Consider the following 11,790-nt stretch of genomic DNA (forward strand, 5'->3'; position numbering starts at 1 on the left):
AGGTCCGGGGCGCACGGGACGGGCCGGTCGCGACGGGGTGGCATCCGGGGGGCCCGCGGTGGACGACGGGTTCCACCGGGCCCGTGACCCGGGGATTCCGGGTGAACCGGACACCGCGCGGCGAACGTCCGGACCTATCCGCCCCTCCCTCCCAGGATGCGAACATCACTTTGTGGCAGGTCCGGACACCGTGGCACCCTGTGTCCGTGCCCGCACTCCGTCTCCGCCTCGTGGCGCGTCGCCACGTGGATCTGAACCGGACTCGTAGCGCGCTCTGTCGTCGTCGCTGATCCGACGGCCCCTCCCGAACCGCCCCGGGCCGCTCCGTGCCCTGTCCCGGGCCGGGGTGTGCCCGGTTCGCCCGACATCGGAGCACCCACCACATGGCGCCCTCGAAGACCGCACCCCGCCGCCCGAAGGGGCAGGGGCAGTGGAAACTCGGCCACCGCGAACCGCTGAACCCCAACGAGCGCAGCAAGCGCGACGACAATCCGCTGAACGTGCGCGCGCGGATCGAGAACGTCTACGCCCGGCGCGGTTTCGACTCGATCGACCCCGCCGACCTGCGCGGACGGTTCCGCTGGATGGGGCTCTACACCCAGCGCAGGCCCGGGATCGACGGCGGCCGCACCGCGGCGCTGGAGCCCGAGGAGCTCGACGACGAGTACTTCATGATGCGCGTGCGCCTCGACGGCGGCTCGGTCTCGGTCGAGCAGCTGCGCGCCCTCGGCGAGGTCTCGCAGCGCTACGGCCGCGACACCGCCGACGTCACCGACCGGGAGAACATCCAGTACCACTGGATCCGCGTCGAGGACGTCCCGGCGATCTGGAAGCTGATCGAGCCGCTGGGCATGCAGACCACCGAGGCCTGCGGTGACTGCCCCCGTGTGGTCATGGGGTCCCCCGTCGCCGGAGTCTCCGCCGACGAGGTGGTCGACCCGACCCCGGCCATCGACGAGATCGTGCGCCGCTTCATCGGCGACCGCGAGCTGTCGAACCTGCCGCGCAAGTTCAAGTCCGCGATCTCCTGGCAGCAGGACGTCGCACACGAGATCAACGACATCTCCTTCGTCGGCGTCGAGCACCCCGAGCACGGCCCCGGCTTCGACCTGTGGGTCGGCGGCGGGCTGTCGACCAACCCGCGGATCGCCGAACGGCTCGGCGCCTGGGTCCCGCTCGCCGAGGTCCCCGACGTGTGGCACGGCGTCGTCCAGGTGTTCCGCGACTACGGCTACCGCCGCCTGCGCCACCGCGCCCGCATCAAGTTCCTCATCGCCGACTGGGGCCCGGAGAAGTTCCGCCAGATCCTGGAGGACGAGTACCTGGGCCGGAAGCTCGTCGACGGCCCCGCCCCGGCGGTCCCCGAGCGGCCCATCGACCACGTCGGCGTCCACAAGCAGAAGGACGGCCGCAACTACGTCGGCGTCGCTCCGCCGTCGGGCCGCGTGTCGGGCACGACGCTGCTCGCGGTCGCCGACGCCGCCGAGCGCGCCGGGTCGGACCGCATCCGGTTCACCCCGTACCAGAAGATCGTCGTGCTGGACGTGGCCGACGACAGGCTCGACGGGCTGATCGAGGACCTGAACCGGCTCGGCCTGCCGGCCCGGCCCTCGACCTGGCGCCGCTCGACGATGGCCTGCACCGGCATCGAGTTCTGCAAGCTCGCGATCGTCGAGACCAAGGAGCGGGCGATCCGGCTGGTGGAGGACCTGGAGAAGCGCCTCGCCGACGTCGTCCCCGACGTGCCGATCTCGCTGCACCTCAACGGCTGCCCGAACGCCTGCGCCCGCACCCAGGTCGCCGACATCGGCCTCAAGGGCCAGATCGTCACCGACGCGGGGGGCAACCAGGTCGAGGGCTTCCAGGTGCACCTGGGCGGCGGGCTGGGGCTGGACTCCGGTTTCGGCCGCAAGCTGCGCGGGCTCAAGGTCACCAGCGCCGAGCTGGGCGAGTACGTCGAGCGCGTGGTGCGCCGCTTCGCCGAGCAGCGCGACGGCGACGAGCGGTTCGCCCAGTGGGTCCTGCGGGCCGACGAGGAGGACCTGAAGTGAGCGGGCGCGTCACGCCGTTCCACTGCCCGTACTGCGGCGAGGAGGACCTGCGCCCGGCCGAGCGGTCCGAGAAGGTCCCCGGCGCCGCCTGGTGGTGCGCCGGCTGCCTGCGCACCTTCGTCGTGACCTTCGTGGGGATCGGCGTCCCCGAGACCTCGGGAGCGGAATCATGAGTGTTGCCCTGGAGACCGACCTGCGCGCCACCGCCGAGCGTGGTGCCGCCGAGCTGGGCCCGGACGCGACCGCCGAGCAGCTGCTCGACTGGGCCGCGGAGACCTTCGGCGACCGGCTGATCGTCGCCTCCAACATGCAGGACGCCGTGCTGGTCGACCTGGCCCAGCGGGCCCGGCCGGACATCGACGTGCTGTTCCTGGAGACCGGCTACCACTTCGCGGAGACCATCGGCACCCGCGACGCGGTCGACGCCGTCTACCCGCAGCTGCGCATCGTGAACGCGCAGGCGGACCAGACGGTCGCCGAGCAGGACGCCGAGTACGGCAAGGACCTGTTCGCCCGCGAGCCGGACCGCTGCTGCGCGCTGCGCAAGGTCGTCCCGTTGGAGCGGACGCTGTCCGGCTACGACGCCTGGGTCACCGGCGTCCGCCGCGTCGAGGCCCCGACCCGGGCGAACACGCCGCTGGTCACCTACGACGAGAAGTTCGGCCTCGTCAAGATCAATCCGATCGCCGCGTGGTCCGACGAGGACATGGACGCCTACATCGCCGAGCACGGGATCCTGGTGAACCCGCTGGTCGACGCCGGCTACCCGAGCATCGGCTGCGCGCCCTGCACCGCGAAGCCGAAGCCCGGCGAGGACCCCCGCTCCGGCCGCTGGGCCGGACGTGCCAAGACCGAGTGCGGGCTGCACGCATGACGACCGTGGAGGAGACCCCCGTGACCGCCGCCGTCACGACCCCGGCGCTGGACGCCCTCGACGCACTGGAGTCCGAGGCGATCCACGTGTTCCGCGAGGTCGCCGGCGAGTTCGACCGCCCGGTGATCCTGTTCTCCGGCGGCAAGGACTCGACGCTGCTGGTGCACCTGGCCATCAAGGCGTTCGCGCCGGCCACGGTGCCCTTCGGCCTGCTGCACGTCGACACCGGGCACAACTACCCGGAGGTCATCGAGTTCCGGGACCGGATCGCCGCGCAGTACGGGCTCCGCCTGGAGGTCGCCCGCGTCGAGGACTACCTCGCCGACGGGCGGCTCGTCGAGCGCGCCGACGGCACCCGCAACCCGCTGCAGACCCAGCCGCTGCTCGACGCGATCGCCGAGCACCGCTTCGACGCCGTGTTCGGCGGCGGCCGCCGCGACGAGGAACGCGCCCGGGCCAAGGAGCGGATCATGAGCCTGCGCGACGCGTTCGGCCGCTGGGACCCGCGCAAGCAGCGCCCGGAGCTGTGGAACCTCTACAACGGACGGCACGCCGCCGGTGAGCACGTCCGCGTCTTCCCCATCTCCAACTGGACCGAGCTCGACGTCTGGCGCTACATCCGGCGCGAGGGCATCGAGCTGCCGTCGATCTACTACGCCCACGAGCGCGAGGTCTTCCAGCGCGACGGCATGTGGCTCGCCGAGGGACCCTGGGGCGGAGCGCGCGACGGCGAGCAGCTGCAGCGCAGGTCCATCCGCTACCGCACGGTGGGCGACGGCTCGTGCACCGGCGCGGTCGAGTCCACCGCCACCACCCTCGACGAGGTCATCGCCGAGGTCACCGCGTCGCGGCTCACCGAGCGCGGCGCGACCCGGGCCGACGACCGGCTGTCCGAGGCCGCGATGGAGGACCGGAAGAAGGAGGGCTACTTCTGATGACGGGCACTGCCGACACCACCTCCCGGTCCCTGCTGCGCTTCGCCACGGCGGGCTCCGTCGACGACGGCAAGTCCACCCTGGTCGGGCGCCTGCTCTACGACACCAAGTCGGTGCTGGCCGACCAGATCGAGGCCGTCGAGCGCGCCTCGGTCGACAAGGGGATGTCGACGCCGGACCTGTCGCTGCTCGTCGACGGCCTGCGCGCCGAGCGCGAGCAGGGCATCACCATCGACGTCGCCTACCGCTACTTCGGCACGCCGACCCGGGAGTTCGTCCTCGCCGACACCCCGGGCCACGTCCAGTACACCCGCAACACCGTCACCGGCGCGTCCACCGCCGAGCTGGCGGTGCTGCTGGTCGACGCCCGCAACGGCGTGGTCTCCCAGACCCGCCGGCACGCCGCGGTGCTGTCGCTGCTGCGCGTCCCGCGCCTGGTCCTGGCGATCAACAAGATCGACCTGATCGAGTACGACCAGGCGAAGATCGCCGACATCGAGCGCGAGTTCACCGAGCTGACCCGCTCGCTGGGCTTCACCGACGACGCCGTCCAGGTCATCCCGGTGTCCGCGCTGGTCGGGGACAACGTGGCGTTCCGCAGCGACAACACGCCCTGGTACACCGGGCCGACGCTGCTGGAGCACCTGGAGTCGGTCCCGGTCGACGGCCCCGACGCCGACGCCCCGTTCCGGATGCCGGTCCAGTACGTGATCCGCCCCAGGAACGGTGCCGAGTCTCGCTCGGCTGACGCTTCGCTCGGTGACCTGCACGACTACCGCGGCTACGCCGGCCAGGTCGCCTCCGGCACCGTCCGTCCGGGCGACGAGGTCGTCGTCCTGCCCGAGGGGCACCGCACCACCGTCTCCGAGGTCCGGACCGCCGACGGCCCGCTGGCCGCTGCCGGGGCGGGCCTGAGCGTGACGGTGCTGCTGGCCGACGACATCGACGCCCCCCGCGGCGCCCTGATCGCCGCCGCGTCCGACGTCCCGGAGGTCACCTCCGAGATCGATGCGACGCTGTGCTGGCTGGCCGAGAAGCCGCTGCTCCCGGGCGCGCGGCTGCTGCTCAAGCACGGCACCCGCACCACCCAGGTGATCGTCGGGACGCTGGGGTCGCGGCTGGACACCGAGAGGATGTCCTACGCCGCCGCCCCGGAGAAGCTGGAGATCAACGACATCGGTCGGGTGTCGCTGCGCGTCGCCGACCCGCTGCCGGTCGACTCCTACGCCCGGGTCCGCACCACCGGCGGGTTCCTGCTGATCGACCCGCCGACGGGCAACACGCTCGCCGCCGGCCTGGTGGGCGACCCGCTCGCGGCGGTGCCGGCCGCCGGCTGACCGCGCCGCGCCGTCCACGGCCCCCGCACCCGCTCCGGGTGCGGGGGCCGTGTCGTGCCGGGCGGGGTGCCCGGACCGGGCGGTCGTGGCCCGGGTCACCCGGACGCGCCGAGGAGGCACCCGCCGCGGCGCGTCCCTGCAGCTCAGCGCCCCGCGGCGGCCACGTGTCCGGACAGGTTTCCCGTCGTCCCGACCAGCGGACGACGACTTGTCGACCCCCTCGATCCGTTCCACCATGGTCGGGTGACCACGACCGCCGCCCCCGCCGACCGGACCCTCGCGTCCGGCCGCGCGCAGTCGGACCCGGCGGTCTCCTGGCACCTCGTCGCGCACCTCGAGCGGTTCTGGCCGTCGCGCCGGCTCGACGCGTTCGACGAGTTCTGTCGCCGGGGTTGAGGCACCTCCCCCGACCGACCTCCCACCACGTACCGCGTACCCCTCGCACGGGTCACGGACGCTCCCGCACGCCCGGCGTGCGCAGGAAGCAGGATCATGTTCGACCCCTCGCTCGCGCTCGCCGGCCTGCTCGTCGGCTTCCTCGTCGGCCTCACCGGAATGGGCGGCGGTGCGCTCCTGACCCCGTTGCTCGTCCTGGTGTTCAAGGTCAACCCGCTCACCGCGATCTCCTCGGACCTGCTGACCTCGCTGGTGATGAAGCCGGTCGGCGCCGCGGTGCACGCCCGGCGGCGCACCGTGCACTGGCGGCTCACCGGGTGGCTGGTGCTCGGCGCCGTCCCCGCCGGGTTCGCCGGCGCGGTGGTCATCGGGATGATCGGGAAGGGCGTCGGCGTCGAGGACCGGCTCAAGGTGTTCATCGGGATCGCGCTGGTCGCCTCGGTGCTGACCACGCTGTTCCGGCAGGTCATGGACCGGCGCGGCAGCCGCAACGCCGTCGACGCCGACGCGCCGGTGGACGTCCGTCCGCTGCGGACGGTGCTGATCGGCGTCGTCGGCGGGCTGGCGGTCGGGATGACCTCGGTCGGCGCCGGGTCGCTGATCATCGCGATGCTGCTGCTCGCCTACCCGCAGCTGCACCCGTCGCGGCTGGTCGGCACCGACATCGTGCAGGCGATCCCGCTGGTCGCCGCCGCGACGGTCGGGCACCTGTTCTTCGGCGACGTCCAGTTCGGCCTCGCCGCGGCGCTGCTCGTCGGCGCCCTGCCCGGCGTGTGGTTCGGCGCGCGGCTGTCCTCCGGGGGCACTGGCCGGCTCATCAAGCCGGTCGTGACCGCGGTGCTGCTCGCCTCGGCGCTCGCACTGCTCGGCGTCCCCGGCCCGTGGGTGCTGGTGGCGACGGCGATCGCGCTCGTCGTGACCGTGGCCCTGCTGCCGCGCCGCCGCCCGGTCGTCGCCGAGCCGGAGCGGGTCCCCGAGCCGGTCGGCGCCCGCGACTGACACCGACCGGGTCCGGCTCCCCCGGGACGGCTCAGGCCGCCGGGACGGCGCGGGACGCGGCGCCGCGCAGGGCGCCCAGCACGGCGCGGGCGACGGCGTCGTTGTAGCGCAGGCTCTGCGCGTTCATCCCGGGCCGGGTGAACGCCCCGGCGACCTTGACCGTCGTGTGCGGCCCGACGGCGAACCGTCGCTCGTGCACCCCGCCGTCCGCGGTGTGCAGCGCGCCGTCGGCCGGACGGACCGACAGCAGACCGGTGTTGCGTAGCGGGGCGCCGTCGTCGTCGTACAGGACCTCCTCGACGGCCTCGCCGCGGGCGAGCAGGCCGCGCAGCAGCCCGTCCACCGTGCGCGAGACGCTCGGGTCGGGCAGCCGGGCGTCGACCAGGACCCGGGTCGACACCGGCCCCGCCCCGGCCAGGGTCGTGCTGGTGGCGTGGAAGCCGTCGGCGTCGATGTCGACGCTCATCCCGGCGCCGAGGAACCGCAGGTACCCGGCACGGGACAGGGCGAGCATCTGGCGGACCCGGAAACCGGGTGGGCCGGAGGCGACCGAGTTGAAGAACGACTGCCACCACGGCATGTCCCTCGCCTTCGAGCGCGGCGAGAGCACCCCGGACCCGGCCAGGCGGGTGGTCTCGGTGTAGACCGACAGCATCGCGACGAACGCGCCGAGGTGCGGGGTGTGCCGCTCGTCGACGTGCCGGCGCAGGTCCTCGGCGATGCGTTCGCGCACCAGGGGTTGCAGGGCGTCGAGGTCCGGGGCGTGCACGCCGTCGAGCGGGCGGTCCAGCGCGGTCAGGTCGAGCCGGTCGAGCGGGTCGGGCACCAGCTCGGCGATCAGCGCCGCCTCCTCGGGCGAGCCGTGCGCGACAGCGGCGAACCGCCCGGCGAACTCGTCCCACCCGGCGCGGACGCGGTCGGGGTGGCCGACGAACAGCTCGTGGTACCAGCCCCAGCCGATCTCCTTGGCCATCAGCGGCCACACCCGGGTGGCGACGTCGACCGGGCCGCCGGAGGCGATGAGGTCGTCGGTGACGTCGGGGCCGAGGAACCGCGGCAGCGGCGGAAGCCCGGCCCGTAGCTGGTAGTGGGTCTTGGAGTGGTAGGTCGCGCCGCGCGGGGACCCGCCGACGAGCACCGGCTCCCGCCCGCACGGCTCGTACCGCAGCCGGCCCGGGTCGGCGTCGTCCGGGTCGGCGACGAAGCGCCCACCGCGGCCCTCGAACAACAGCACCACGAGGTCGACGAACGCCAGCCCCAGCCCGCGGGCCAGCACGGTCTCGCCCGGCGCGATCACCGAGAGGTCGGAGTCGGAGGTCTGCTCCGGGGGCAGGTAGCGCAGGCCGAACTCGTCGGCGCGGGCGGCGAGCGCGATCTCGTCGTCGGTGGGGGTGGCGTCGAGGTGCCCGGAGGCGAGCACGACGGCGTCGCCGCGCAGGACGGTGCCGTCGGCGAGGGTCACGACCTGCCTGCCGTCGGCCTCGTCGAGGGCCTCGGCGGTGGTGCGGTGCACGTGCACCCGCATCCCGGCCGGCGCCCGGCCGACGACCTCGCGCAGCACCGCGGCGAGGTAGTGGCTCTGCAGCCGCCGCGACGGGAACGTCGACGCCGTGACCTGTGCCAGCTCGTCGGCGAGCTCCGGGCCGAGCTCGGCCCGCGGGTCGCCGTGCTCGCGCAGGTCCTGCGCCCAGTCCCAGAACGACGGGCCGGGTGCCACCGGGCCGTCGCAGACGACCGAGGAGTCGGTCCACATCGTGACGTCGGCGGCCATCGAGTTCATCGCGAGCAGCGGGGACTGCGCGTGCCGCCAGATGCGACCCGCCCCGGCCGGGAACGGGTCGACGAGGTGGACGTCGATGCCGGGCCCGGCGAGGGCGTCGGACAGCAGCTCGGGCGCACTCGCGACCATGCGTTCCAGCACGCCGGCCCCGCGGGGGCCGGCGCCGACGATCACGATGGACGGGGCGTGCGGGCCATGGGACATCGGGGCGCTCCTGGGTCGGCGGGCGGAGGTTGACGACCCCTCACGGCGCCCACCGCAGGCGGCACAGATCGACGTGCCTGCGCCTCACCAGCCGGAGACCCATGGATGCCACGGTAGGTCGCCTCCCTCGCCGTGGCCACCCGCCACGGTCGGTCCACCGGCCTCAACGCCGCACCGGGCCCCCGGGATTCCGCACCCCGCCCGCGAGCGCGGGACCGGTGGCGGCACGGTCGTCAGGCGGCCGGGCCGGCCAGGGTGACGTGCAGCGGCCGGTCGGTCCCTGCCGTCGTGGCGACGGCCTCGGCGAGGATCTCCAGGACCGTCGCGTGGGTGCCGGGGTCGGCCGCGGCGAGCGGACCGTCGGCGACGACGAGCTCGACCGGTCCGGCGGGCAGCCAGGACAGGTCGCCGAGGCAGTCCGCCAGCGCGTCGAGATTGTGGCCGTAGTACTCGGGGAAGCTCAGCGCCCGGCCGAGGGCGGACAGGACCGCGGCGCGGTCCGCGACCCCCTCGACGACGGCGACGAGACCGGAGCCACCGGCCCGCCCCCGGGCCGCGTCGACGGCGGGGGCGGTTCCGGCGCTCTCACGGGGAAGGGTGCTCACCTCGAGACGTCTACCACGACGAACGAGGCGTAGTGGTCGGCCGTGTAGTAGTACTCCCCGCCCGATCCGGTGACGATCCGCCTGGCGCCGCGGGTGCTCGCGCCGGGGGTCGGCACGGTGAACTCCGTGTAGTAGCCCGAGGACGTCGCGGGCAGGATCCCCTCCCGGTTCTGGAAGGTCGTCCCGTCCTGGCTGTACGGGTACGGCCCACCGGAGCGGATCAGCCGATAGGTGTCGGTGGCCTGGGACGGCAGCGACGACAGCGCCCGCACCGGCAGCCCGGACTCCTGTTCCCCCGGCACGGCGGCCGGGGCGACGGGAGCGGCGACGGCGGCCGGCACGGCCGGAGCGGGTGCGGCGGCGGCCGCGGCGGGCAGGGCGAGGCCGAGGGCGGCCAGAACGGCGACGAGTGCCCCGACGATCAGGGCACGCGGCCCGGACCGCGCATCCGGTCGAATGATCATGGTCCGGACGCTAGGTGGGGTCACCCGTTCGGGTACAGACGTCGCGACGAACCGCCACCGTCCCGTCACCCGCCGTTTCCACGGCTGCCGCGACGACCACCCTCCGTTCGACCGCCGACCGCATCGGCGGGTCCGTGACGGGCCATGATCACGACCGGTCACCGCGTAGGTGCGCCCGGTCACCGTGTCCTGCGTCGCACCCCTGTTCTACGCGCAGTAAAAGGGCGTTGAAGCGGGTACAACGGAGCTCGAGAGACCAGGAACGACTGCGCATGACACGCCCCGATCCCGACACGTTCAACGGAGAACGTCGCATGACCGCAGAGCTGATTCACCCCTTGCCCGAGGCTCCCGCACCCGTGGAGCTCCCGGCACCCCAGGCCGGCCGCTCGACCGTGGACCGGCTGCTGGACTCGATCGACGACCTGGTGCGCCGGCACCGCGCGCTCGCCGCGCACGACGGCGCCTCCGCCGCCCTGCACGCCGAGCTGATCGCTGCCGAGCTGGACCAGCAGGTCGCGATCCTGCGGACGATGCCCCGCCAACCCGGCAGGTGACCGCTCGGGTCAGAGCTCGGCTGCCGCCGGGATGATCTCCGACCCGAACACCCGCAGCGGCTCGATCGCCGCCACGTCCGGCACCACGGTGTGCACGTGCTGCACACCGAGTGCCGCGTAGCCACGCAGCTCCTCGACCGCGGCCTTCGGGTCGGCCGGGTCGAGCCGTGCCATGACCGTCTTCTCGATCTCGTCGTAATCGCGCCCGACCTCCTCGCAGCGGGTGCGCAGCACGTCCAGCTTGCGCTCCAGCTCGGGGCCGCCGAACAGGTTGCACGCGTCGGCGTACTGCGCGACCAGGCGCAGCGTCTTCCGCTCCCCACCGCCGCCGATCAGGATCGGCGGGTACGGCCTGCGCAGCGGCTGCGGCGTGTTCAGCGTGGCGCCGAGCCGGTAGTGGGCGCCCTCGAAGGGGCCGTCGTCGTCGCTCCACATCTGACGGGCGATGCGCAGCGTCTCCTCCAGCCGCTCGAACCGCTCCGCGGTCGGCGGGAAGAACAGCCCGAGCCCGGTGGCCTCCTCGTCGTTCCAGGCGGCACCGATACCCAGCATCGCGCGACCCTTCGACAGCACGTCCAGAGTGGTCACGGCCTTCACCAGCAGGCCGGGGTCGCGGTAGGTCACCGCGGTCACCCAGGCCAGCAGGTCGACCTTCTCGGTGCGGGCGGCCAGGTAGCCGAGCACCGTGTACGCCTCGAGCATGTCGGTCTCGACCGGCCCGACCGGCCGGATCTGCCAGAGGTGGTCCATGACGCTCACCCGGGAGAAGCCCTGCTCCTCGGCCGCGACGGCGATCCGGGACAGGTCGTCGGCCAGGCCCGTCGGCCCGGCCGGGTAGGTGAAGTCCGCGATGTGCAGTCCGATCTCCACGGCATGTCCTCTCGTAAACGGAGCCAACTCCGTTTCGAGCGTAGCCCTCTCCCGGCGACCGGCGCCACCGCGCCCATCGGACCGCGGGCGTCGCCGGTTCGGTCGGCTCCGTCACGTCGCGCACAACCGTTCGGTGCGGTTCACTGATCCCGTGATCGCGCTCGTGCGGAGGCTGCACATCGACCTGGGCCGGACGGCCGGGGCCCTCTGTCCCCGCTCCTGACCCGTCCCCCGCACCCCCTCGTACAGGAGATCACCCATGCCTCTCGTCACCTTCGCCGTCAGCGGCCAGGGCACCGGCGTCGCGCAGACCGTCGCGGTCGACGGCGCCGGCTACGTCATCGAGACCGACGCCTACCCCGCCTTCGGCGGCAAGGACGAGCACCCCAGCCCGCTCGCCTACACGCTCGCGTCGCTGTCGTCGTGCAACCAGGTGACCAGCTCGATCGTCGCGAAGGAGCTCGGCATCACGATCGAGCACGTGCGCTTCGACGTCGCCGCCGACTTCAACCCGACGACGATGACCACCGGCACCCACCGCGACGGTGAGACCACCTTCCAGAACCTGCGGGTCGACGCCGTGATCACCACCGACGGCACCGACGAGCAGGTCGCGCAGCTGGCCCGGGAGACCGAGCGCCGCTGCCCGGTGTCGCAGCTGTTCGCCCTGGCCGGGGTGTCGATCACCAGCACCTGGACGAAGGCCTGAGGTCCTAGT

General features: G+C 73.3%; 14 protein-coding genes. 10 read left to right on the forward strand and 4 right to left on the reverse strand.

The window, feature by feature from the left end; genetic code table 11:
• Positions 1-383: 383 nt before the first annotated feature.
• From DMP15_RS21320 to DMP15_RS21350, 7 genes are all read left to right on the forward strand, one after another.
• Entirely contained in the window at positions 384-2,051 is a 1,668-nt protein-coding gene (locus DMP15_RS21320; protein WP_179760579.1) for a nitrite/sulfite reductase, read from the forward strand.
• Positions 2,048-2,224, forward strand: a complete 177-nt coding sequence (locus DMP15_RS21325; RefSeq protein WP_062401491.1) for a hypothetical protein — start codon at positions 2,048-2,050, stop codon at positions 2,222-2,224. Before DMP15_RS21320 ends, DMP15_RS21325 begins: the two co-directional genes overlap by 4 nt.
• Positions 2,221-2,925: a phosphoadenylyl-sulfate reductase gene (locus DMP15_RS21330; protein ID WP_253068836.1), complete on the forward strand. Its 705-nt coding sequence runs from the start codon at positions 2,221-2,223 to the stop codon at positions 2,923-2,925. The genes DMP15_RS21325 and DMP15_RS21330 overlap by 4 nt, the downstream gene beginning before the upstream one ends.
• Positions 2,922-3,860, forward strand: a complete 939-nt coding sequence (gene cysD / locus DMP15_RS21335) for a sulfate adenylyltransferase subunit CysD (RefSeq protein WP_179760581.1) — start codon at positions 2,922-2,924, stop codon at positions 3,858-3,860. Before DMP15_RS21330 ends, cysD begins: the two co-directional genes overlap by 4 nt.
• Entirely contained in the window at positions 3,860-5,197 is a 1,338-nt protein-coding gene (locus DMP15_RS21340) for a sulfate adenylyltransferase subunit 1 (RefSeq protein ID WP_337826360.1), read from the forward strand. The genes cysD and DMP15_RS21340 overlap by 1 nt, the downstream gene beginning before the upstream one ends.
• Positions 5,198-5,440: 243 nt before the next feature.
• Positions 5,441-5,593 carry a hypothetical protein gene (locus tag DMP15_RS21345; RefSeq protein ID WP_157818514.1) on the forward strand — a complete coding sequence of 51 codons (153 nt, stop codon included), beginning with the start codon at positions 5,441-5,443 and terminating at the stop codon, positions 5,591-5,593.
• A gap of 96 nt (positions 5,594-5,689) precedes the next feature.
• Positions 5,690-6,592: a sulfite exporter TauE/SafE family protein gene (locus DMP15_RS21350; RefSeq protein ID WP_179760583.1), complete on the forward strand. Its 903-nt coding sequence runs from the start codon at positions 5,690-5,692 to the stop codon at positions 6,590-6,592.
• Between the two features lie 31 nt (positions 6,593-6,623).
• Here DMP15_RS21350 and DMP15_RS21355 read toward each other — a convergent pair whose 3' ends face one another.
• From DMP15_RS21355 to DMP15_RS21365, 3 genes are all read right to left on the reverse strand, one after another.
• Positions 6,624-8,576, reverse strand: coding sequence for an FAD/NAD(P)-binding protein (locus DMP15_RS21355; protein ID WP_337826361.1), 1,953 nt, complete (start codon positions 8,574-8,576; stop codon positions 6,624-6,626).
• Between the two features lie 233 nt (positions 8,577-8,809).
• Complete coding sequence (locus DMP15_RS21360; RefSeq protein ID WP_073578007.1) at positions 8,810-9,181, reverse strand: barstar family protein; 372 nt, start codon at positions 9,179-9,181, stop codon at positions 8,810-8,812.
• Positions 9,178-9,645: a ribonuclease domain-containing protein gene (locus DMP15_RS21365; protein WP_073578008.1), complete on the reverse strand. Its 468-nt coding sequence runs from the start codon at positions 9,643-9,645 to the stop codon at positions 9,178-9,180. Before DMP15_RS21365 ends, DMP15_RS21360 begins: the two co-directional genes overlap by 4 nt.
• Before the next feature lie 314 nt (positions 9,646-9,959).
• On the opposite strand from DMP15_RS21365, the gene DMP15_RS21370 reads away from it, so the two are divergent.
• Positions 9,960-10,202: a hypothetical protein gene (locus tag DMP15_RS21370; protein WP_100880107.1), complete on the forward strand. Its 243-nt coding sequence runs from the start codon at positions 9,960-9,962 to the stop codon at positions 10,200-10,202.
• 9 nt (positions 10,203-10,211) lie between these two features.
• On the opposite strand, the gene DMP15_RS21375 is transcribed toward DMP15_RS21370, so the two are convergent.
• A complete protein-coding gene (locus DMP15_RS21375) occupies positions 10,212-11,072 on the reverse strand; it encodes an LLM class F420-dependent oxidoreductase (protein WP_073578010.1) in 861 nt (286 codons plus the stop codon).
• On the opposite strand from DMP15_RS21375, the gene DMP15_RS30370 reads away from it, so the two are divergent.
• Positions 11,053-11,295: a putative leader peptide gene (locus DMP15_RS30370; protein ID WP_350590153.1), complete on the forward strand. Its 243-nt coding sequence runs from the start codon at positions 11,053-11,055 to the stop codon at positions 11,293-11,295. The two genes, DMP15_RS21375 and DMP15_RS30370, sit on opposite strands and share 20 nt — an antisense overlap.
• A 36-nt stretch (positions 11,296-11,331) precedes the next feature.
• Positions 11,332-11,781 carry an OsmC family protein gene (locus DMP15_RS21380; RefSeq protein ID WP_073578011.1) on the forward strand — a complete coding sequence of 150 codons (450 nt, stop codon included), beginning with the start codon at positions 11,332-11,334 and terminating at the stop codon, positions 11,779-11,781.
• Positions 11,782-11,790: the final 9 nt, after the last annotated feature.

The sequence above is a fragment of the Pseudonocardia sp. UM4_GMWB1 genome (assembly GCF_017312155.1).
In the GTDB taxonomy this organism is placed as follows: Bacteria; Actinomycetota; Actinomycetes; order Mycobacteriales; family Pseudonocardiaceae; genus Pseudonocardia; species Pseudonocardia alni.

What these genes read in the sequence shown, in the direction of transcription:
- DMP15_RS21320 (WP_179760579.1), top strand. Translation starts at nt 384, where the DNA reads ATGGCGCCCTCGAAGACCGCACCCCGCCGCCCGAAGGGGCAGGGGCAG.
- DMP15_RS21330 (WP_253068836.1), top strand. Translation starts at nt 2,221, where the DNA reads ATGAGTGTTGCCCTGGAGACCGACCTGCGCGCCACCGCCGAGCGTGGT.
- cysD (WP_179760581.1), top strand. Translation starts at nt 2,922, where the DNA reads ATGACGACCGTGGAGGAGACCCCCGTGACCGCCGCCGTCACGACCCCG.
- DMP15_RS21340 (WP_337826360.1), top strand. Translation starts at nt 3,860, where the DNA reads ATGACGGGCACTGCCGACACCACCTCCCGGTCCCTGCTGCGCTTCGCC.
- DMP15_RS21350 (WP_179760583.1), top strand. Translation starts at nt 5,690, where the DNA reads ATGTTCGACCCCTCGCTCGCGCTCGCCGGCCTGCTCGTCGGCTTCCTC.
- DMP15_RS21355 (WP_337826361.1), bottom strand. Translation starts at nt 8,576, where the DNA reads ATGTCCCATGGCCCGCACGCCCCGTCCATCGTGATCGTCGGCGCCGGC.
- DMP15_RS21365 (WP_073578008.1), bottom strand. Translation starts at nt 9,645, where the DNA reads ATGATCATTCGACCGGATGCGCGGTCCGGGCCGCGTGCCCTGATCGTC.
- DMP15_RS21370 (WP_100880107.1), top strand. Translation starts at nt 9,960, where the DNA reads ATGACCGCAGAGCTGATTCACCCCTTGCCCGAGGCTCCCGCACCCGTG.
- DMP15_RS30370 (WP_350590153.1), top strand. Translation starts at nt 11,053, where the DNA reads ATGTGCAGTCCGATCTCCACGGCATGTCCTCTCGTAAACGGAGCCAAC.
- DMP15_RS21380 (WP_073578011.1), top strand. Translation starts at nt 11,332, where the DNA reads ATGCCTCTCGTCACCTTCGCCGTCAGCGGCCAGGGCACCGGCGTCGCG.